We start from the raw sequence: 20,723 nt of genomic DNA, 5'->3' as shown, positions 1-20,723 counted from the left end.
GGAAAACCGACGCTCCATGAGCCTGCGCCAGACCCTCGCCACCTTGCCACGCGACGCGCGGGACACGCTGTTCCTGCTGTTCGCCACGGCCTGGGTGATCGCGCCCCAGGTGGCCAACCTGCCCGCCTGGGCCAGCGCGATGGCCTTCGGCATGCTGCTGTGGCGCGGCTGGATGGCCTGGAAAGGACGGCCGCTGCCCGGACGCTGGCTGCTCACGGTGCTGGTCATCGTGGCCGTGGGGGGCACGCTGCTCACCCACCGCACCATCCTCGGGCGCGATGCGGGCGTCACGCTCATGGTGATGATGCTGGCCTTCAAGACCCTGGAGCTGCGTGCGCGGCGCGACGCGATGGTGATCTTCTTCCTGGGCTTCTTCACGATGCTCAGCAACTTCTTCTTCTCGCAATCGCTGCTCACGGCCGCTGCCATGCTGGTGGCGCTGCTGGGCCTGCTCACGGCCCTGGTCAACGCCCACATGCCGGTGGGGCGCCCGCCGCTGGCGCAGACCTTCCGCATGGCGGGCACCATGGCCCTGCTGGGCGCGCCCATCATGGTGGCGCTGTTCATGCTGTTTCCGCGCATGTCGCCGCTGTGGGGCATGCCCAGCGACAACCTCACCGGGCGCAGCGGCCTCTCGGGCACCATGAAGATCGGCGACATGGCCGAGATCGCGCTCGATGAGCGCGTGGCGATCCGGCTGCGCTTCGAAGGTGCGCCCACCGACATCCCCCAGCAGTCCACGTTGTATTTCCGCGGGCCGGTCATGGCCGCCTTTGATGGCCGGCAGTGGCAGGCCGAGCCCTTTCGCGAAGACAGTGCCTGGGCGGCGCGCGTGGCGGTGCCAGCCAATCTGCAGACCCGCGGGCCGGCTGTGCGCTACGAAGTCACCCTGGAACCCCAGCGCCAGCCCTGGCTGATGGTGCTGGAAGCCACGCCCGAGGCACCCGAAGTGCCTGGCATGCAGGCCTACATGACCCAGGACCTGCAGTGGATGACCACGCGCCCCATCACCGACGTGCTGCGCTACCAGGCCGTGAGCTACCCCGAATTCCGCCACGGCCCGCAAGAGTCCATACGCCAGCTGCGCGTGTACACCGAGCTGCCGCCCGGCTTCAACCCGCGCACCCTGGCCCTGGCGGCTGAGATGCGGGCCGACCCCGCGCTGGCCGGGGCCAACACCCAGGCGCTGGTCAATGCCGTCCTGCAGCGCCTGCGCACGGGCGGCTACAGTTACTCACTGGACCCCGGCGTCTTCGGCGAGCACACGGCCGACGAGTTCTGGTTTGACCGCAAGGAAGGCTTTTGCGAGCACATTTCCTCGGCCTTCGTGATCCTGATGCGGGCGATGGACGTGCCCTCGCGCATCGTCACCGGCTACCAGGGGGGCGAGCGCAACCCGGTGGATGGCTACTGGACCGTGCGCAACGCCGATGCCCACGCCTGGGCCGAGGTCTGGATGGAAAACCGTGGCTGGGTGCGCGTGGACCCCACGGGCGCGGTCTCGCCAGGCCGCGTGGGCCAGTTCCAGCGCCTCAGAGCCCCCGAGGGCGCGTTTGCCAGCGCCATGGGCACCATCAGCCCGGGCATGGTGCAATCCTTGCGCGCCGTCTGGGAGGCCGTGAACAACAGCTGGAGCCAGTGGGTGCTCAACTACAGCCAGAGCCGCCAGTTCGACCTGCTCAAGGCCCTGGGCTTCGAATCACCGAGCTGGCAGGACCTGACCACCGTGCTCGGTGCGCTCATCGTGATCGCCGCCAGCGGCGGCGGGCTGTGGACGCTGTGGGAACGCAGCCAGCACGACCCCTGGCTGCGCCTGTTGACCCGCGTGCGCCAGCGCCTGGCCAAGGCCGGCCTGGTGCTGCCCGACACCTTGCCACCCCGCTCCATGGCCCAGCAGGTGACCGCCCACTTCGGTGACAGCGCCAACGGCCTGGCGGCCTGGCTGCTACGGCTGGAGCAGGTACGCTATGCCCCTCTACCTGCCCAGCAGTTCGGCGCCCTGCGCCGCGAATTCAACACCCTTGCCTGGCCCCCGTCCGCACGGGGCCGATGACCCGAACGACATGCGCCTCCTGAAATCCGTTGCCATCGCCTGCATGGCGGTGGCCTGTGCCCTGCCCGCCCTCGCCAGCCCCTCCAAGCCCCCCAAGCAGGCTGCCGCCAAAAAAGCCGCTGCGAATTCCACCGTGCAGGGCGGCGTGCCCTATGCCAACCGACCCGATGCCATGGCCTTTGCCGACGACCTGGCCGCGCGGCGTGGCCTGGACCGCGAATGGGTGCGCCAGGCCATCGGCCAGGCGCGCCTGCTGTCCCAGGTGCCGCGCCTCATGCTGCCGCCGCCCGTGGGCACGCCCAAGAACTGGCGCGTGTACCGCAGCCGCTTCATCGACCCGGTGCGCATCCGTGCGGGTGTGCGCTTCTGGCAGGAGCACCGCGAAGCACTGGAACGCGCCGAGTCCGAGTACGGCGTGCCGGTGGAGATCATCGTCGGCATCATCGGCGTGGAGACCATCTACGGCCAGCAGATGGGCAACTTTCGCGTGATGGACGCGCTGGCCACGCTGGCCTTCGACTTTCCCAATGCCCACCCGCGCGCCAAGGAGCGCCGCGAGTTCTTCCAGCGCGAGCTCGAACAGTTCCTGAGCCTCTCCAACCGCAGCAACATCGACCCCTTCGAGCCGCGCGGCAGCTACGCGGGCGCCATGGGCCTGGGCCAGTTCATGCCATCGAGCTGGGTGCGCTACGCGGTGGACTTCGATGGCGACGGCCGCATCGACCTGTTCCGGAGCCCGGTGGACGCCATCGGCTCGGTGGCCAACTACTTCAAGGGCCACAACTGGACCACCGGCATGCCCACGCACTTTGGCGTGCAGTTCGACACCGCGCGGCTGCAGCTCGACACCCTGCTGGCCCCGGACATCCTGCCCACCTTCAGCGCCGCCAGCATGCATGCCAAGGGCGCGGTGCTCGACGCCGCAGGGGCCCAGCACACGGGCCCCATGGCGCTGGTGGAGTTGCAGAACGGCGGCGACACCCCGACCTATGTGGCGGGCACGGAGAACTTCTACGCCATCACCCGCTACAACTGGTCGAGCTACTACGCCATGGCCGTGATCGAGCTGGGGCGCGAGGTGGCGGCGGCGCGGTAGGAAGGCCCTTACCATGGCGGCTTCGCCAACGGACCCCACCCGATGCACGCCATTGCCCCGCCGCCCCACCCCCGAACCGCACGCGCCCCCCTCCTGACCACGGCGCTGCTCCTCGCCCTTGCCACCCTGGTGCCGCCCGCAGGCGGTGCGGGCACGGCCCATGCCGCGCCCAAGGCCGCCGCTGCCGCCCCAGCGACCGCGGTGAGCGAAGCCACGCTGCATGCCCTCTTCGACGCCGAGCAGATGCCCGAACGCATGCGCCAGATCATGCAGGCCGTGGACCAGGCGCAGCTCGATGCCATCGAGGGCATTGCCAACCCGGCGGAGCGGGAGCGCAAGCGCAAGGCGTATGCCACGGCGCAGCCGGTGCTGCAGCAGCACTTCGCCTGGCACAAGCTGCGCCCCCTGGTCACCGAGGTGTACCAGACCCAGTACACCGAGGCCGAAGCGCAGGCCCTGCTGGCCTTCTATGGCACGGCGCCGGGCAAGCTGCACCTGAACAAGTTGCAGCCTGCCATGATCGAGGCCACCCTCGCACTGGCCAAATTCATGGACGAGCGGGTGGACGCCCTTTTCGAGTCCAGCGACGACCAGGGCCGCGCCAAGGGCCCCAAGCCGCCCAAGCCAGCGGCCTGGACCGCTGCGGATGCCCACGATGGCCTCGCCGCCGACCTGACCCGGCTGCTGATGCAGGACGAGTTCAACGCGCGCATGCAGCGCCTGGAATCCGCCATGCGTGCGCAAACCGGGCTGGTGCAATCCGAAGCCCCCAGCAAGCAGCAAAAGCAGTGGTTTGCCAACATCTCGCAGCGCATGCGCGCGGAGATCCGCTTCGATACCGTGCTGCCCCTGATCGTCCAGGCCCTGCGTGCGCACCTGGCTCCCGAGGAACTGCGCGTGCTGCTGGGCAGCGAACGCAGCCCCGCACGCAAGGCGCAGCGCGCCAGGGCTTTGGCCGCCAGCGACGCCTTGAGCGCCCGCCTGCAGCAGACGATCCGCACCGAGATCTTCCCCGAACTGCTGGCGGCCATGGCGCGTGCCGACAACGCGGCGACACCCGCCAGCGGCGAAACGAAGCGCTGACGCGCGGCCCGCGCACCGGCACTGCAGGCCTCAGGCGACCCAGGGCTCGCCGGCTCCGGCCGTGATGTCCTGCGCGGCCCCTGCCCGCCACCCCAGTTCCGGCGCGATCAGCCGCGCCGTGTCCTCCAGGATCTGGCGGTACTCCTCGGGCGCGAAGTCGTAGGGCAGCTCCAGCCGCAGCTCCTGCACCAGGGGCACGATGGGGTCTTCGCGCAGCCACTGCAGGATCTGCTCGCTGCGGCCCACCAGGTCGCGCGCAAACAGCGTGCGCCGCTCGCCCTGGGGGCCCAGGGTGCGCGCCTGCCGCGTGGCGGCCCAGGCCAAGTAGCGGGCGCGGGTGGAGGCGTCGGCGCCGTCGAGCGGCACGATCACCCGGCCCAGGGCCACGCGCGGCACGCTGGACGGCGGCTGCTGCGCACGCCAGCGGGCGTGGAACAGGTCGAGCTGGGCGCGCTGCGCCTCGAAGAACTGGTCCGTCTGCTCGCCCCGGTTGATATTGCCGATGAGCAGGTGGTAGCCCTGCTCGCCCGCCCACTGGGCCGAGCGCAGCGAGCCGCCGCCGTACCACAGGCGCTCGGCCAGGCCCGGCGCATACGGTTGCAGGCGCGGCCGCTGGCGGCCTGCGGGGGACTCGACAAAGGTCTCCTCGTCGCCGAGCAGCTCGCCCTGCAGGTTGCGGCGCAGGCGCTCCACACGGGCGTGCGAGAAGTCGATGCTGCCCGCATCGCCATCGAACAGGCGCTCGCCCAGCAACGTGCCAAAGGGCGGCGCCCCCGCGCTCAGCCCCACATGCAGGCGCCCACGCGAGAGTACATCCACCGTGGGCAGGGTGTGCCATCACCCATTTCACCCCCGCGAAAGCCTGCAGCGCGGTGCAGTGCAAGGCGCCCTGAGAGCCGTGTAGCACGGCTACACAAGCGAAGGGCAACGCCGCAATGTGCCGCGCTGCAGGCTTTCCCTTCGGGCTGGCCCCGGCATGCGGCGTCTGCTTTGTCGCACGGCTTGCCAATAGCCCGGCTATTGGCTGCGCCGCGCTTCGCGCATCCATCCGCATGCTGGGGCCAGCGCGGGGGTGAAATGGGTGATGGCACGCCCTGCGTCCTCGGCCAGGCGAAACGGGTTTTCGTAGCCCATCTGCACCACTGCCGTACCCAGGGCTATGCGCAGCGTGCGCTGGCTCGCAGCAGCGAGGAAGGTCGCGGCCGAGGACACCCCGCGCTCCAGATGCCGCTGGCGCACCCAGGCGCTGTCGAAACCCAAAGCCTCGCCGTACGCGAACAGCTGCAGCGTGTGCTCCAGCCCGTCGAAGGGGTCGGTGTCGGGGAAATTGCCCGGCGACAGAAAGGCAAGGTGGCGGATGGCCATGGTCAGAACTTTGGCAGGCCAGGCGGGTTGGTTTCCGAGCGCGGCAGCGCTTCTTCCGCCAGGCTCCAGCGCGCCAGCGTCTGCGTGTACTTGCCGCTCTGGATGATGGCGTTGCCTGCCAGCGTGAGCGCATCGGCCAGGCCGATGCCCTTGCGCGTGGTGATGGCCACGTCGGACTTGAGCGGCCAGCCCGCATTCACCGTGCCCACCAGCCGGATCTTGCCATCCTTGGCCGCATGGTAGGCCTGGGGGGCGTTGGGGTTGAAATTGGCATCGGCCCGGCCCGAAACCACGCCCAGCAGGCGCGCCGCATCGTCGTCGAAGTAGACCAGCTCCGCAGGCTTGAGCCCCGCGGCCACGTTCTTCCTGTTCCATTCGAGCAGGATGCGCTCCTGGTTGGTGCCCGAACCGGTGATGACCTTGAGGCCAGCCACGTCCTTGGGCTCCTTGATGGAGGCGATCTTGCTGTCGGCGCGCACATAGAAGCCGTGCAGGCCCAGGCGGTAGGTGGAAAAATCGAACTTCTCCTTGCGCTGTTCGGTCACGCCCACGTTGGAGATCACCGCGTCGTACTTGCCCGAGGACAGGCCCAGCGGCCAGTCCGCCCAGGCGATGGGCACCAGCTCCAGCTTGAGGCCTAGCGCATCGGCAATCAGCAGCGCGTAGTCGGGATCGAAACCCACCACGGTCTTGGCGTCGGTGGCATAGGTAGAGATGGGCGGCGCGAACGGTGCGATCGCGACGGTGAGCACGCCTTCCTTCACGAACTTGTAGTCCTTGGGAATGGCGGCGATGGCTGCGGCGTTGCGCTCGGTGCGCAGGCGGGCCTTCTGCTCCGGGCTGAAATCGAAGGCCTGCGCGAAAGCACTGCCGCCCAGCGCAGCCAATGCCACCACGGCGAGCCAGCGCTTGAAGGAAAAAGAGGTGTTTCCCATGGTTTGCCTCACTTCTTGGGCAGGCCGGGCGGGTTGGTGCGCGAGACCTGGATGGCCTCGGACTGCAGGTTCCAGCGCTCCAGCGACTTGGTGTAGTTGCCGTTCTGGATCTGCGTGTTCAGCGCCGCCGTGATGGCATCGGCAATGCCCGATCCCTTGCGCGAGGTCACGGCGATCTCGGCGTTCTGTGGCCAGCCGCCCGAGAAGGCGCCCACCAGCTTGGTCCGGCCATCGCGCGCGTTGTGCGCGGCTATGCCGTTGGGCGCGAGGTAGGCGTCCGCCCGGCCCGAGAGGATGGCCAGGTACAGCACCACATCGTCGTCGTAGTACTGGATCTCCACGGGTTTCAGGCCCGCGGCCACGTTCTGCTGGTTCCAGCGCAAGAGGATCTGCTCCTGGTTGGTGCTGGCGCCGACGATGATCTTCAGGCCCGCCACGTCCTTGGGCTCCTTGATCGCGGTGATCTTGCTGTCGGCCTTCACGTAGATGCCCAATTGGTCATTGCGGTAGGTGGAGAAGTCGAATTTCTCCTTGCGCTCCTCGGTCACAGTGACGTTGGAGATCACCACGTCGAACTTGCCCGACTGCAGGCCCAGCGGCCAGTCGGCCCAGGCCACGGACACCAGTTCGAGCTTGCGCCCCAGGCTGTCGGCGACCAGTTGCGCCACGTCGGGCGCATTGCCCACGGGGGTCTTGTTGTCGGTGGCATAGGCGCCAAACGGCAGGCGTCCGGTGGTGGTGCCCACGGTGAGCACGCCCTCCTTGGCAAACTTGAAATCCTTGGACACGAGCTTGAGCGCCTCGTCGACCTTGGCCGAGCGCGGGCGCCCGGGCTGTTCAGGGCTCAGGTCCACGGCCTGCGCCGTGGCCTGCAGGGGGGCCATGGTCGCGGCGGCCAGCGCCAGGGCAAGAAAGGTGGAGCGGCGGGTGAAGTTCATCGGATGGTTCCTGACAAAGGACAAGAGAAAAGAGGGGCATGCGCGCAGGCTGGCGCCCGGCCGGGCGCCGCGCATGCAAAGAGGAAGAAAAGCGGGGAGCTACAGGACCTTGGCCAGGAACTCCGCAGTGCGCGGGTGCGCGGGGCGGTTGAACACCTGCTCGGGCGTACCGGTCTCCAGCACCCGGCCCTGCTCCATGAAGACCACGGTGTCGGCCACTTCGCGGGCAAAGCCGATCTCGTGCGTGACGATGACCAACGTGGTGCCCGAGCGCGTCAGTTCCTTGATCACGTCGAGCACCTCGCCCACCAGCTCGGGGTCCAGCGCCGAGGTGGGCTCGTCGAACAGCAGCACCTTGGGCCGGAGGGCCAGCGCCCGCGCGATCGCCACGCGCTGCTGCTGGCCGCCCGAGAGCTGGCGCGGGTAGCTGTGCGCCTTGTCACTCAGGCCCACCCGGGCCAGCAGCTCCTGCGCCAGGGCCTCGGCCTCGGGGCGCAGCACGCCGCGCACGCTGATGGGGGCCTCGACGATGTTCTCCAGCACCGTGAGGTGGGGGAACAGGTTGAAGTTCTGGAACACCATGCCCACATCCACGCGGCGCGAGAGGATGTCCTTCTCTCCCAGCTCGTACAGGGTGTCCGCATCCTGGCGGTAGCCGATCAGCTCGCCGTCGATGGCGATGAAGCCACCGTCCACCCGCTCCAGGTGGTTGATGGTGCGCAGCAGAGTGGACTTGCCCGAGCCCGACTGGCCCAGCACCACCGTCACGCTGCCGGGCGGCACGGTGAGCGTCACGTCCTTGAGCACCTGCAGCGCGCCGTAGTGCTTGGAGACGCCGTGGATCGTGACCTCGCCGCCGCGCGTGAGGCCGCCGCTCCAGCGCGGCACGGTGCCGGCGGGTGCGGCCTGCGGTGCGGCCGCGGGCTCTGCAGACTGCGGCAAGGCCTTGGGAGCAAACCCCAGGCGCCGCACGATGGCCGTGAACAGCGAAGGTGGCGGGTTGCGCAGCGCGCCCTTGGCGAAATGCCGCTCGATGTAGTGCTGCATGATCGACAGCACGGTGAGGATCACCAGGTACCAGACGGTGGCCACCATCAGCAGCGGGATCACCTCCAGGTTGCGCCGGTAGATGATCTGGATGGTGTAGAACAGCTCGGGCAGCGCCAGGATGTAGACGTTGGACGTGCCCTTGGCCAGGCCGATGATGTCGTTGAAGCCGCTGGGCAAAATGGAGCGCATGGCCTGCGGCAGCACGATGCGAAACGCCTGGCGCCGGCGTGGCAGGCCGAGCGCGGCCGCCGCCTCCAACTGCCCCTGGTCCACCGAGAGGATGCCCCCACGCACGATTTCCGAGGCAAATGCCGCCTGGTTGAGCGTGAGCCCGATCAGCGCCGCCACGAAGGGGCTGATGAGCTGCGTGGTGGGGTAGGAGAAGAAGGTCCACCCCGTGAACGGCACGCCCAGGCTCACCGTCTCGTAGAGGTAGCCGAGGTTGTTGATGATGAGCAGCAGCACGATCACCGGGATGGAGCGGAAGATCCAGACGAAGGTCCACGACAGCCCCGCCAGCAGCGGCGAGCGCGACACCCGGGCCAGCGCCAGCGCCGTGCCCAGTGTGAAGCCGAACAGCGCGCCCAGCGCCGTGAGCAGCAAGGTACGGCCCAGGCCCACGAGCACCGGCTCGGCGAAGAACCACTCGGCAAACACCCCCCAGCCCCAGCGCGGGTTGGTGAGCACCGAGTACAGCACCAGCGCGATGACCAGGGCGGCGAACGCCGTGCCCACGGCCCGCGCGCGGTAGCGAGCGGGAACCACCCGGTAGTGCGAGTAGTCGCCCTTCACGGGCGGCGCTGCGGCCGGAGTCGGCACAGGTGGCGCGGGGTGGTACTGAGCGGCCGGTGCAGGGCCCGAAGGCAGCGCGTGCGACGCATCGAGCGTGGTAGTGGTGGACATGGTTGTTCTTGTGGGTGAAGCGAAGAAGCAAGGCTCAGGCCGCTCGGGCCAGAGGTTCCGGGGCAGCCGTGGCGAAGGCTGGTGAAGAGGGCACGAGGGTTTTCTCGAACGGCAGCGAGCGATAGCTGCCTTCGGGCGCCGAGCGGTCGAACAGCGCTGCATAGCCCTGACCCAGGTACAGCGCCACGGCCTCGGGCTGGCGAAAGCCCGTGGTCAGGTAGATGCGCGTGTAGCCCTGGCGCAGGGCCTGGGCTTCGAGCTCCTGCACCACCTTGCGCGCCAGGCCCTGGCGGCGCAGGGCCGAGTGCGTCCACACGCGTTTGAGCTCGGCCGTGCCCGGGTCGGGGTGGCGCTTGAAGGCGCCACCGCCGATGGGCGCGCCATCGCGCAGCAGCAGCACGAAGTTGCCACCCTCGGGCGGCGAGAACAGCTCGGCGGGGTATTTCTCCATCTCGCGCGGGCCGCCCTCGCGCTCGTAGAAGTCGCCGTAGCGGCTCTGGTACTCGTGGCCGAGTTCCTCGACCAGCGGGTGCGCCAGTGGGTCCAGGGGGGTGGTGTAGACGAATCGTTCGCTCATGGTGTCGCGTCCAGGAAAAATGTCATGCAGGCGCCAGGAAGCGCTCTGCCAGGCGCACCCAGTAGGTGGCCGAGGGCGCCAGGATGGCGTCGTTGAAGTCGTAGTACGGGCTGTGCAGCGAGGCGCCGTCGCCATTGCCCACGAAGACATAGCTGCCGGGGCGCTTGAGCAGCATGAAAGCGAAGTCCTCGCTGGCCGTGCGCGGGCGAAAGCCGGCATCCACGCGTGCGGCGCCGAAGGTGTCCACGGCCACGCTGCGTGCCAGCGCCGTCTCGGCATCGTGGTTCAGCACCGCGGGGTAGCCCGGGCGGTACTGCACCTCGGCCGTGGCACCAAAACTCTCGGCCTGGGCCCGCGCGATGGTCGGAATGCGCTCCTTCAGGATCGCCCGCACCTCGGGCTTGAAGGCCCGCGCCGTGAGTTTCAGTTCCACGCTCTCGGGAATCACATTCGGGGCGGCACCGCCGTGGATCGAGCCCACGGTGACCACACCCATGTCCAGCGGATCGACGTTGCGCGAGACCACCGTCTGCAGCGCCGTGATGATGTGCGCTGCGGCCACCACCGGGTCCACCGTCTCGTGCGGCGCGGCGCCATGGCCTCCCTTGCCGCGCACGGTGATGGTGATCTGGTCCACCGAGGCCATCGCCGGCCCGGTGACGCAGCCGAAGTGCCCCTCGCCCACGCAGGGCCAGTTGTGCAGGCCGAACACCGCATCGCAGGGAAAGCGCTCGAACAGACCCTCGGCGATCATGCGGTTGGCGCCGCCGCCGTTCTCCTCTGCGGGCTGGAAGATCAGGTTCAGCGTGCCGTCGAAGCGGCCCGACTCGGCCAGGAAGCGCGCCGCCGCGAGCAGCACGGTGGTGTGGCCGTCGTGCCCGCAGGCATGCATCACGCCGGCGTTTTCGCTGGCATAGGGCAGGCCCGTGGCCTCGGTGATGGGCAACGCGTCCATGTCGGCGCGGATGCCCAGGGACTTGCCGCTGCTGCCACGAACGAGCCGGCCCACGACGCCCGTGCCGGCAATGCCGGCCGTGACCTCGTAGCCCCAGGCCGCCAGGCGCTCGGCCACGATGGCGGCGGTGCGGTGCTCCTGGAAGGACAGCTCGGGGTGGCGGTGCAGGTCCTGGCGCAGGGCCTTGAACTCGCCGATGAAGGCAGCGATGCCCTCCTCCACGCGCGCCACATCGTCAGCGCCGACCGCAGGCAGTGCGGCGCCCATCAGGCGACCTTCCTGTCGGTGGCGCCCAGCCCATCCACAGCCGCATACCGGCTGGCCTTGCGCGGCAGGCCCAGGTGGTCGCGCAGCGTGGCGCCGGGCAAGGTGCGCTCGTAGCGGCCACGCGCCTCCAGCACGGGGATCACATGGGCCACGAAATCTTCGAGTCCCTGCGCCAGCACCGGGAAGCCGAGGATGAAGCCATCGGCCGCCCCCTCGTCCACCCAGCGGATGATCTCGTCGGCCACGCGCTCGCCCGTGCCCACGAACTGCGAGCGCGGCGTGGCCGCCTCCAGCGCCACCTGGCGCAGCGTGAGGCCGCGCTCCTTGGCATCGGCCTTGATGCGGTCGGTGGTGGAGCGAAAGCTGTTGCGCCCGATCTCGCCCAGCTCGGGGAAGGGCGCGTCCAGCGGGTACTGGCTGAAATCGTGGTGGTCGAAATAGCGGCCCAGGTAGGCCAGCGCTTCCTGCACCGTGAGCAGTTCGCGGATGGCCTGGTACTTGGCCTCGGCCTCCTCCTGGGTGGCGCCCACCACCGGGCCGATGCCCGGGAAGATCTTCACGTCGCTGCCCTGGCGGCCCTGCGCCACCGCGCTGGCCTTGACCTGGCGCAGGAAGGCGCGCGTGGCCTCGAGGTTGGGCGAATGCGTGAACACCGCGTCGGCGTACTTGCCCGCCAGGCCCACGCCCGCATCGGACGAGCCGGCCTGGAAGATCACCGGCTGCCCCTGGGCCGAGCGCCCGATGTTCAGCGGCCCGGCCACCTGGAAGAAGCGGCCCTTGTGGTTGAGCGTGTGCAGCTTGGCGGGGTCGAAGAACTGGCCGGTGGCGCGGTTGCGCACCACGGCGTCCTCGTCCCAGCTGTCCCACAGGCCCTGGGTGACCTCCAGGTACTCGTCGGCGATCTCGTAGCGCAGCGCGTGGTCGGGGTGTTGGCGGCTGTAGTTGCTGGCCGTGCCTTCGAGCGGTGTGGTCACCACGTTCCAGCCCGCGCGGCCCTGGCTGATGAGGTCCAGCGAGGCGAACTGGCGCGCCACCGTGAACGGGTCGCTGTACGAGGTGGAGATGGTACCCGCCAGGCCGATCTTGGTCGTGGCCACGGCCAGTGCCGAGAGGATGGAGATGGGCTCGAAGCGGTTCAAAAAGTGCGGAATGGACTTCTCGTTGATGAACAGGCCATCGGCCACGAAGGCAAAGGCGATGCCATTGGCCTCAGCCTTGCGCGCGGTGTCGATGTAGAACTGCAGGTTCACGCTCGCGTCGGCCGGGCCGGCGGGGTGCTTCCATGAATTCATGTGGCCGCCTGCGCCGTGCAGCATCAGGCCGAAGCGGATGGGTGTCTTGTTGCTCATGGTTTTTTCCTTCTTGGGGGGTCAGGCTTCGGCGGTCTGCAGGGCACCGGCGAGCAGCTCCACCGACGCGAGGCGCTCGGCAAAGCCGGTGACGGGTGTGTCGACCACGAACTCCTCGATGCCGTAGCGCTCTGCCAGGGCATCGAGCGCATGGCGCACGAAGGCCTGCGAGCCCGCGATCACGTGCGGGCGGGTTTCTTCGAGGCGGTAGTCGCTCACGCCGGCCTGGCGCGCGAACTCGGCGGCGGCCTTTTCAGTGGGCAGGTTCACGCTCTGGCCGGTGGACAGGTGCAGCTTGAACACGCGCAGCGCGCCCACCAGGCGCTCGGCCTCCTCCTGCGTGTCTGCGACCAGGGCATACAGCGCGAGCAGCGGCGCACGGCCTGCGGCCTCGCGGTAGACCTGCAGCGAGCGCTCGATGTTCACGGGGTCGCCATTGAAATGCCCGGCGTAGACGAACTGCCAGCCGTGGCGTGCGGCCAGCGCGGCGCTGTCGGGGCTGCCGCCGAGCAGAAAGCGCTCGGGCAGGCTCGGTGGCTCGGGCAGGGCCACGGCGCCGGCCAGGGGGTGGTCGGCCGCGAGGGTGTTGGAAACAAAGGCGTCGAGCTCGGCCAGTTGCGCTGCGAAGTCGGCCTTGCGCGCGGGGTCGCGGGCGGCCTGCAGGGCGCGGGTGGCCAGCGGCAGGCCGCCGGGCGCCTTGCCCACGCCCAGGTCTACACGGCCCGGTGCCAGTGCCGCCAGCAGCTTGAAGGCCTCGGCCACCTTGAAGGGGCTGTAGTGCTGCAGCATGACGCCGCCCGAACCCACGCGGATGCGCGTGGTGCGCGCCAGCAGGTGCGCCACCAGCACCTCGGGCGCCGAACCGGCCAGGCCCGGGTTGCCATGGTGCTCGGCCACCCAGAAGCGGCGGTAGCCCAGTTGCTCGGCGCGCTGCGCCAGCGCTACGCTGCGCTGCAGCGCCTGGGCCGCAGTGGCACCCTCAGGAACAGGGCTCTTGTCGAGCAGGGACAGGGCATAGGACACGGTGGGGGCGATTCGCGCATGGATGAACAATGCTGCAAATTCTGTGGCCCCGGGCCGGCGCGCGTTGCGCTAACTTGTCATATCGATATGCGGACAAAAGGCGCCCCCACCCTTTGCCCGTACGGGCTCTCGGCTGGCCCGCTCACCCCGAGGTGATGGGCGCGCGCAGCGTTCGACACTGGCGCGCGCAAGGCCAGGGCACCCGCGCAAGGGCCGCCCCGCCGCGCTGGGTGCGTCCCCCCGGGGCTGAGTGCCGCGGCTCCAAGCCTGCCTGCGCAGGCTTGGACGGCGACGAAGAGCGGCCGTCTCTGGCGGACGCACCGTGGCGCGAAGCGACTCAGGGGGGCTTCTGATCAGGGGCGCTGCATGGTGCAGCTGTGGGGCTGCTGGGCCTTGGCCGGCGTGATCTGGCGCACCACGCGAAAGCCGTAGCCCGAGCCTTCGACGTCGAACTTGACGCCCGGTGCGCCCTTCTTGTCCATCACGCCCACCACCAGCGCCTGCTGGAACTGGTGGTCCGCCGCGCGCATGCTGCCGCCCTGGCCCGAGAGCTGCACGCTGGCCTTTTCCATCTGGCGCGCCACGGCCACCGGGTCGCTGCTGCCCGCACGCTCGATGGACTGGGCGAGTGCCTCCACCATGAGCTGCATGCGCATGTGGACGTAGTCGTCCTGGGGCTTGGGAAAGCGCTCGCGGAAGGACTGGTAGAAGGCCTCGCTCGCTGCGCCCGGCACGTTGGGCAACCAGTCGGCCACGGCCACCACCTTGCCGATGCCGGCATCGCCAATGGCGGCCGGCGCACCCAGCGCATTGCCGTAGAAGGTGTAGAAGCTGCCTTCGTAGCCCACCTCGCGCGCGGCCTTGACCAGCAGCGTGAGGTCGTTGCCCCAGTTGCCCGTGACCACGGCCTGCGCGCCGCTGGTCTTGATCTTCACCGCGTAGGGCGCAAAGTCCTTCACGCGGCCCACGGGGTGCAGCTCTTCGCCGACCACGGCCACGTCGGGGCGCTGGGCCGCCAGCTGCTTCTTGGCCTCGCGCAGAACGGCTTGGCCAAAGCTGTAGTCCTGGCCGATCAGGTAGACGTTTTTCAAGGCCTTGTCGTCGCGCATCACCTCCATCAGCGCGGCCATGCGCATGTCGGCATGGGCGTCGAAGCGGAAGTGCCAGAAGCTGCACTTCTCGTTGGTCAGGATGGGGTCCACCGCCGAGTAGTTGAGGAAGATCACGCGCTTGTTCGGCTCGCGCTCGTTGTGCTTGTTGATGGCCTCGATCAGCACCGCGGCGGTGGCCGAGGAGTTGCCCTGCAGCACGACCTGCGCACCATCGTCGATGGCCGCGCGCAGGGCCGACAGGGCCTCCTCGTTCTGGCCCTTGCTGTCGTAGCGCTCCAGCGCCAGCGGGCGCGGGCCGCCAGCACTGGCTGGCAGTGCGACGCCACCGCGTGCGTTGACGCGCTCCATGGCCCAGTAGATGTTGCGGTAGACGGCCTCGCCGGTGTTGGCGAAGGAGCCCGAAAGGCTTTCGATCAGCGCCATCTTCACGGGCTTGGCGGGTGCCGTGGCGGCCGCCTGCGCCCAGCTGCTGGAGGCGGGCGCCAGCGTGCAGGCGAGTGTGGCGGCGACGGCCAAAACGGAATGACGTAATGCCGCAGCGCCTGATTTCAAGCCCGCGAACCGCAATTTATTCATGCTCTTTTTCCCCTTGAAAACCCACGCGGCCGTACACAAGTTCTGTCCATGCGGCGACCACGTCGAGAGCCGCGCAGTGTATAGGAGTCCTTTTCCATGATCTTCGCCCCCGTCGCCCACCGTTCCGCCTTCAACAACGCCCCCCGCTCTGCCGACCTGGCGCTGCAGCGCTTTCTGCTCGGCAGCTTTGCCAATGCCGCCCCCGCACGCTCTGCCGGCGTGACCGTCACCCAGGACGACAAGGCCACCACCTTGCAGCTCGATGTGCCCGGCCTGGCCCGTGAGCAACTGCAGATCGCCATCGAAGGCAATGTGGTGCGCCTGTCCAGCGTGGAAGGCGCCCCGCGCCAGGTGCAGCGCGCCTGGGAGCTGGCCACCGACATCGATGCCGCAGCCAGCAGCGCCAAGCTCGAAAACGGTGTGCTCACGCTCACCCTGGTGCGCGTGGAGCCCGTCAGCCGCGCCACCACGCTGAGCATCCAGTAAGTCAATACACGGCGCAGTGGAGCGTGGCCTGGCGGCCGCGCTCCACCCGTGCGTGCCGTTTCCCCTTGTGCGGCAAAGGCCTTATCCCATCAGGGCTTTGCCCCCGCTTTTCTCGCGCGCCGAACCGCAAGGGTTCATTCAGTTTCCGTAAGCGCGCATTCCCAACAGCACCAGCACCGCCAGCCCCAGAAGGCACGACACGGCCTGCCAGAACCGCACCGGATTGCGCTCCACCAGCGGTGGCGCGCGCAGGCGCTGGAACTGCGCGCCGGGCGATTGCAGGTCGTACAGGAACTCGGACACCGCCTCCTGGCGTTTGGATGCCTCGGGTTGCAGGGCTTTTTGCAGCACGCCATCGAGCCAGGCCGGCAGCCCGGGCCGCAGATGGCGCACGGGCACATAGCGCAACTGCCTGAGCTCTGCCGGTGAACGCAGGCGCACCACCTGCAGGCCATAGGGCAGCTGGCCGGTGAGCATCTGGTAGGTCAGCACCGCCAGCGAGAACAAATCCGAGCGGGCATCGCCCTCGCCGCCCACGAAGTACTCGGGCGCGGTGTACTGCAGCGTGCCGGCAATGGCATCCGCGCGTGCAGCGCGCGTCCCTTCGGCAAGGCCCGCCACATGCACCGACCCGAAATCGATGAGCTTCACGGTGCCGCTGCGGTCGATCAGCAGGTTCTCGGGCCTGAGGTCCTGGTGCAGCATCTCGCGCGCATGGAAGGCCTGCAGGCCCTTGCCGATCTGGGCGACGAGGCTGCGCACGGCATCCAGGTCCGGCAAGGGGTGGTCGATCATCCACTGGGCAAGGGTCTGCCCGTCCACGAACTCCATGGCCACATGGACATGCTGGCGTGGCCGCTCGCTGCCCGCGGCCCGCAGCACGTGCGGGCTGTGGATGCGCCGTGCCACCCATTCCTCCAGCACAAAGCGGTCCAGATAGTCCTTCTCGGCGGCCAGGTCCACCGACGGAGTCTTGATCACCACCTGCTGGCCCGTGGTGTCGTCCACGGCCAGGTGCACGTGGCTGCGCGAGCTCGCATGCAGCTCGCGCACGATGGTGTAGCCCTCGAAGCCCATGCGCGGTGCTAGCGGCGGCGGCAGGGATAGCCCCTCGCGCTGCGGCGGCAGGTGTGCCAATGCCCGGTCCTCGGGCAGCGCGTCGATGCGCAGCAACTGCACCGTCAGGTCGTCGGTGGCCCCGCGCGCCTGGGCCGCTGCGACCAGCGCCCGCGCGGCTGCGTCCAGGTCATCAGCGTGCGCGATGGCGGCATGCACAGCCGCCACATCCAGGTGCGTGTACGCCCCGTCGGTGGCCAGCAGGTAGAGGTCACCCACCTCGGCCGGCAGGCTGCGGTAGTCGATCTCCACGTTCGGGCCCATGCCCAGGGCCCGGCCCAGGAAGGACTCGACCGAGGACAGGTGCACGCGATGGTCCTCCGTCAGTTGCTCCAGCGCCTGCGCATGCACGCGGTAGATGCGCGCATCGCCTACGTGCAGCAGGTGCACCTCGCGCCCTTTCAGGATCAGGGCGCTGAAGGTGGTGACATAGCCCCGGTCCTTGTCGAAGCGCGCGTGGCTGCGCATGGTCTGGGCGTGCAGCCAGGCGTTGGTGGCGCCCAGCACGCGCTGGGCCGAGCGGCGCACCGACCAGGCCTCGGAGGTGGCGTAGTAGTCTTCCAGGAAGCCGCGCACTGCCGCGGCACTGGCCTCCTGGCTCACCGCGCTGGAGCCTATGCCATCGGCCAGCGCCAGCGCGATGCCCTTGGTGCCGCGCTGCGGCCCCGTGGGCAGCATGGCACCGTGGAAGTCCTGGTTGACTCCCTTGTGCCCGGCCTCGGAATGCTGGCCGAGTGTGACGTTCAAGCTATTGCTGTCGCTCATAGGGAGGCAGGCAGGAAGGCGAGGGTGAATGGGTCTTCACGATGGCGCGTGCCCTGATTTGGGATGGGATGCTAGGCGCAAAGCGCAGCCATAGCCCGTGCTATGGCGAGCATTTGCTTGCGCCGAGACCGCCCAAAGCAGGGTGCGCGGCGCGTGAGGGACCCGTTCAGCCTCGTCTTTAGGCGATCTTGCGCTTGGGGGCGGTCTTGTAGTGCGTGGAATACAGCATGGCGCCCACAAAGGTCAGGCCGCCCACCAGGTTGCCGATCACGGTCGGGATTTCGTTCCAGACCAGGTAGTCCATGACCGTGAAGTTGCCACCCAGCAGCAGGCCCGAGGGGAACAGGAACATGTTGACGATGCTGTGCTCGAAACCCATGTAGAAGAACAGGGCGATGGGAATCCACATGCCGATGGCCTTGCCCGACACCGAGGTGGACATCATGGCCGCCACCACGCCGGTGGACACCATCCAGTTGCACATGACGCCACGGATGAACAGGGTCAGCATGCCGGCGGCGCCGTGCGCGGAGTAACCCACCGTGCGGCCCTCGCCAATGTGGCCGATTTTTATGCCGACGGCGTTGGGTGCCTCGCTGAATCCGAAGGTGAAGATGATGGCCATGAACACCGCCACCATGAAGGCACCTGCGAAGTTGCCGCAGAACACCAGCGTCCAGTTGCGGAAGACGCCGGCCCAGGTGGCGCCAGGACGCTTGTCGAGCACCGCCAGCGGGGCCAGCGTGAACACACCGGTCAACAGGTCATAGCCCAGCAGGTACAGCAGGATGAAGCAGCCCGGAAAGAGCATTGCGCCCAGCAGCGCGTTGCCGGTGTTCACCGTGACGGTGACGGCGAAGGCGGCGCCCAGTGCCAGCATGGCACCGGCCATGAAGGAGCGGATCAGCGTGTCGCGGGTGGACATCAGGAGCTTGGATTCACCGGAATCGACCATCTTGGTCACGAACTCGGCGGGGGCGAGGTAGGCCATTGCACTTCCTTTGGGACGGGGAGACTGACATGCGCCCCCAAGTGATCCACCCGGGGAAACGCGCAAGAAGAAGAGGAAAAGAAAACGGCGTCCGCTGCGCCCCCATGCAGATGGGGAACGCAATGGACGCCGTTATCCTCGGATGCGCGATTCCTGGACCTGCGGTGAACCGCAGGCGGTGGACAGCAGGCCGCCGTTAGCCCGCCATCCAAGGCATTCCATGCAATTTCCGTACCCTCGCTGGGGCAGCCGAGAGTGCCTTGCGTCCCGCATTCCGTGCATGCGCAGGGCTTGCGGGGCAAAAATGGCTTCAAGGCGGTGCAGGCAAGGCACCACCATGGATCAGGCGGGCTTGTCGCCCTTGCGGTCGGGGTGGGCGAACGCCAGGTCCGGCAGGGACAGCGTGGCCTCGGCCACATCGAGCAGGCGGCGGTTCTGGTCCATCGAGGTCTTTTGCAGCACGCGGAAGGCCACTTCCTCGTTCATGCCCAGGCGGGCCATGAGCACGCCCTTGGCGCGCTCGATCACCTTGCGCTCGTTGAGCGTGCGGCGGGCGGCCTCGAGCTCGGCCTCCATGCTGGCCATGCGCGCCGACTGGGCCTGCAGCAGCTCCAGCAACGATGCCGATTCACCGGCAGGCGCGCTGGCGGCCTGCTCGGGGACGGCTTCGGGTGCGATGGCGATGTCGAAGAAGCGGTCCACCGCGTGCGTGCGCTGCGGCGGGTTGTCGCGCAGGCCGCGCAGCAGGCCCCTGGAGTCCTGCAGGTCCTGCTGGGCTTCGAGGATGCGGGCCGCGCAGTCCTCGCGCAGGCGCTGCACCAGCTCGACCTGCAGCAGCCACAGCGCGTTGATGCGCTCGGTGGACACGTCGAACCAGGCGTCGCTCAGGTTGCTGTCCAGCGCGGCGCCGGGGCGGGCCACGCACAGCGTGCGCCGCAGGCGTTCCAATTGGGCCATGCCCGGGGCCAGTTGCTGCTGCTCCCAGCGCGTGCGCAGGGCCGGGTCGGCAAATTCGGAAAACACGCGCAGGCTGCGCTCCTGCGCATCGATCAGGTGCAGCACGCGCTGCTGGTGGGCGTCGCTGCCCAGGCCTGAAGCAAAGAGCAACGCACCCATGGCACGCTCCTGCCCCGCCTCTTCCTGCGCCTGCACCAGGTGCAGCAGGGCCACAAGCTGGCGCGAGACGCTGGGCAGAGCGGCCGCATCGGCCACGTGGAAGACCAATTCGATCAGCCCCGCGATCAGGTGGCTGAACGCGGCAATCGAGTCGTGCGCCGCCATCGCCTGCTTGTCGATCTGGCTGCGCAGCGCGGGCAGCGAATCGAGCCCCAGCAGTGCCCAGGCCATCAACGACAAGGCCTTGGCCGTGGCGCCCTGTGCGGGCTCGACATGCTGGGCAAACTCCGCGCGCAGCTTGGCTTCCAGCAACACCACCTCCTGCACGGTGCGGCCGCGCAGGTCGGCAAAGCGCTGTGCCTTGGAGGCAAGGTACACGCCCGATGCACCGCGCTCGCGCTGCAGGCCCTCGATCAGCTGGCCGACCACATCCACCAGCGCGGCCCGGCTGGCCAGGTGGTGCACCGCATCGATCTCGAGCTGGCGCGAGCGCAGCACGAGGCTGGAAACGGTCAGGGGCGCGGCGGCCAGGTCGGGCATGCGGTGACTCCGGGATTGAGGATACGCAGATGCTAACCCCGCCAGACGCCTCCCAAAGCGTTCAAGCGACTGCCACGCTGATGCGCCCGCCCTCGGCGCGCACGCCGTGCGCCTGCACCGAATGCTCGGGCGCCTCCAGGCATTCGCCGGTGCGCAGGTCGAAATGGTTCTTGTACAGCGGCGAGGCAACCACCACGCGCTCGCCCAGGTTGCCGATGAGCCCGCGCGACAGCACGCTGGCGCCCGACTTCGGGTCCACGTTGTCGATGGCAAAGAACTGGTCGCCGCCGGTGCGGAACACGGCCACGTGGCGGTCGGCCACCAGCGCGCAGACGCCGGTGCTGGGCAGGATGTCGTCGACCGCACAGATGTCGGTCCAGGCGAGGGAGTCGGTGCTGCTGTTCATGGGGAGTGCGCTCATGGTGTT

16 protein-coding genes and 2 pseudogenes are annotated in these 20,723 nt (G+C 68.7%); 4 read left to right on the top strand and 14 right to left on the bottom strand.

Annotated elements, in window-relative coordinates; translation table 11 throughout:
- Nucleotides 1-16 precede the first annotated feature (16 nt).
- From AC0IZS_RS17765 to AC0IZS_RS17755, 3 genes are read left to right on the top strand one after another with little or no spacing between them, the layout of a single operon-like run.
- A complete protein-coding gene (locus AC0IZS_RS17765) occupies nucleotides 17-2,053 on the top strand; it encodes a transglutaminase TgpA family protein (RefSeq protein WP_471636816.1) in 2,037 nt (678 codons plus the stop codon).
- 10 nt (nucleotides 2,054-2,063) lie between these two features.
- Entirely contained in the window at nucleotides 2,064-3,149 is a 1,086-nt protein-coding gene (mltB, locus tag AC0IZS_RS17760) for a lytic murein transglycosylase B (RefSeq protein ID WP_471636815.1), read from the top strand.
- Nucleotides 3,150-3,191: 42 nt separating this feature from the next.
- Nucleotides 3,192-4,232: a DUF2059 domain-containing protein gene (locus tag AC0IZS_RS17755; RefSeq protein ID WP_471636814.1), complete on the top strand. Its 1,041-nt coding sequence runs from the start codon at nucleotides 3,192-3,194 to the stop codon at nucleotides 4,230-4,232.
- 30 nt (nucleotides 4,233-4,262) lie between these two features.
- Here AC0IZS_RS17755 and AC0IZS_RS17750 read toward each other — a convergent pair.
- The 10 genes and pseudogenes from AC0IZS_RS17750 to AC0IZS_RS17705 all read right to left on the bottom strand — a co-directional run.
- Nucleotides 4,263-5,060: pseudogene (locus AC0IZS_RS17750) on the bottom strand (LLM class flavin-dependent oxidoreductase); the annotation flags it as partial.
- Nucleotides 5,061-5,330: 270 nt separating this feature from the next.
- A pseudogene (locus AC0IZS_RS17745) lies at nucleotides 5,331-5,597 on the bottom strand (LLM class flavin-dependent oxidoreductase); the annotation flags it as partial.
- Nucleotides 5,598-5,599: 2 nt separating this feature from the next.
- Entirely contained in the window at nucleotides 5,600-6,532 is a 933-nt protein-coding gene (locus AC0IZS_RS17740) for a transporter substrate-binding domain-containing protein (RefSeq protein ID WP_471636813.1), read from the bottom strand.
- 8 nt (nucleotides 6,533-6,540) lie between these two features.
- Nucleotides 6,541-7,470, bottom strand: coding sequence for an ABC transporter substrate-binding protein (locus tag AC0IZS_RS17735; RefSeq protein WP_471636812.1), 930 nt, complete (start codon nucleotides 7,468-7,470; stop codon nucleotides 6,541-6,543).
- 99 nt (nucleotides 7,471-7,569) lie between these two features.
- Nucleotides 7,570-9,423 carry an amino acid ABC transporter permease/ATP-binding protein gene (locus tag AC0IZS_RS17730; RefSeq protein WP_471636811.1) on the bottom strand — a complete coding sequence of 618 codons (1,854 nt, stop codon included), beginning with the start codon at nucleotides 9,421-9,423 and terminating at the stop codon, nucleotides 7,570-7,572.
- A gap of 34 nt (nucleotides 9,424-9,457) precedes the next feature.
- Nucleotides 9,458-10,000 (bottom strand): GNAT family N-acetyltransferase, encoded by a 543-nt coding sequence (locus AC0IZS_RS17725; RefSeq protein WP_471636810.1) that lies wholly within the window; start codon nucleotides 9,998-10,000, stop codon nucleotides 9,458-9,460.
- 22 nt (nucleotides 10,001-10,022) lie between these two features.
- The gene (locus AC0IZS_RS17720) at nucleotides 10,023-11,222 is read right to left on the bottom strand and encodes a M20 aminoacylase family protein (RefSeq protein WP_471636809.1); all 1,200 of its coding nucleotides are present in this window, start codon (nucleotides 11,220-11,222) and stop codon (nucleotides 10,023-10,025) included.
- A complete protein-coding gene (locus AC0IZS_RS17715) occupies nucleotides 11,222-12,571 on the bottom strand; it encodes an LLM class flavin-dependent oxidoreductase (RefSeq protein WP_471636808.1) in 1,350 nt (449 codons plus the stop codon). Before AC0IZS_RS17715 ends, AC0IZS_RS17720 begins: the two co-directional genes overlap by 1 nt.
- Before the next feature lie 21 nt (nucleotides 12,572-12,592).
- Complete coding sequence (locus AC0IZS_RS17710) at nucleotides 12,593-13,594, bottom strand: LLM class flavin-dependent oxidoreductase (protein ID WP_471636807.1); 1,002 nt, start codon at nucleotides 13,592-13,594, stop codon at nucleotides 12,593-12,595.
- A gap of 353 nt (nucleotides 13,595-13,947) precedes the next feature.
- Nucleotides 13,948-15,282 carry a branched-chain amino acid ABC transporter substrate-binding protein gene (locus tag AC0IZS_RS17705; protein WP_471636806.1) on the bottom strand — a complete coding sequence of 445 codons (1,335 nt, stop codon included), beginning with the start codon at nucleotides 15,280-15,282 and terminating at the stop codon, nucleotides 13,948-13,950.
- 96 nt (nucleotides 15,283-15,378) lie between these two features.
- Here AC0IZS_RS17705 and AC0IZS_RS17700 point away from each other — a divergent pair, with 96 nt between their 5' ends.
- The gene (locus AC0IZS_RS17700) at nucleotides 15,379-15,768 is read left to right on the top strand and encodes an Hsp20/alpha crystallin family protein (protein WP_471636805.1); all 390 of its coding nucleotides are present in this window, start codon (nucleotides 15,379-15,381) and stop codon (nucleotides 15,766-15,768) included.
- A gap of 138 nt (nucleotides 15,769-15,906) precedes the next feature.
- Here the strand turns inward: AC0IZS_RS17700 and AC0IZS_RS17695 are convergent, their stop codons facing one another.
- The 4 genes from AC0IZS_RS17695 to nirD all read right to left on the bottom strand — a co-directional run bounded on the left by AC0IZS_RS17695 (nucleotide 15,907) and on the right by nirD (nucleotide 20,717).
- Nucleotides 15,907-17,649 (bottom strand): protein kinase domain-containing protein, encoded by a 1,743-nt coding sequence (locus AC0IZS_RS17695; protein WP_471636804.1) that lies wholly within the window; start codon nucleotides 17,647-17,649, stop codon nucleotides 15,907-15,909.
- 178 nt (nucleotides 17,650-17,827) lie between these two features.
- Nucleotides 17,828-18,640 (bottom strand): formate/nitrite transporter family protein, encoded by an 813-nt coding sequence (locus AC0IZS_RS17690; protein WP_471636803.1) that lies wholly within the window; start codon nucleotides 18,638-18,640, stop codon nucleotides 17,828-17,830.
- A 342-nt stretch (nucleotides 18,641-18,982) separates the two neighbouring features.
- Nucleotides 18,983-20,296, bottom strand: a complete 1,314-nt coding sequence (locus AC0IZS_RS17685; protein ID WP_471636802.1) for a nitrate- and nitrite sensing domain-containing protein — start codon at nucleotides 20,294-20,296, stop codon at nucleotides 18,983-18,985.
- Between the two features lie 61 nt (nucleotides 20,297-20,357).
- The gene (nirD, locus tag AC0IZS_RS17680) at nucleotides 20,358-20,717 is read right to left on the bottom strand and encodes a nitrite reductase small subunit NirD (protein WP_471636801.1); all 360 of its coding nucleotides are present in this window, start codon (nucleotides 20,715-20,717) and stop codon (nucleotides 20,358-20,360) included.
- Nucleotides 20,718-20,723: the final 6 nt, after the last annotated feature.

The sequence above is a fragment of the Acidovorax sp. AC410 genome, assembly GCF_979253235.1.
The sequence above is the reverse complement of the archived record's forward strand: the minus strand, read 5'-3'. Positions and strand labels throughout refer to the sequence as shown.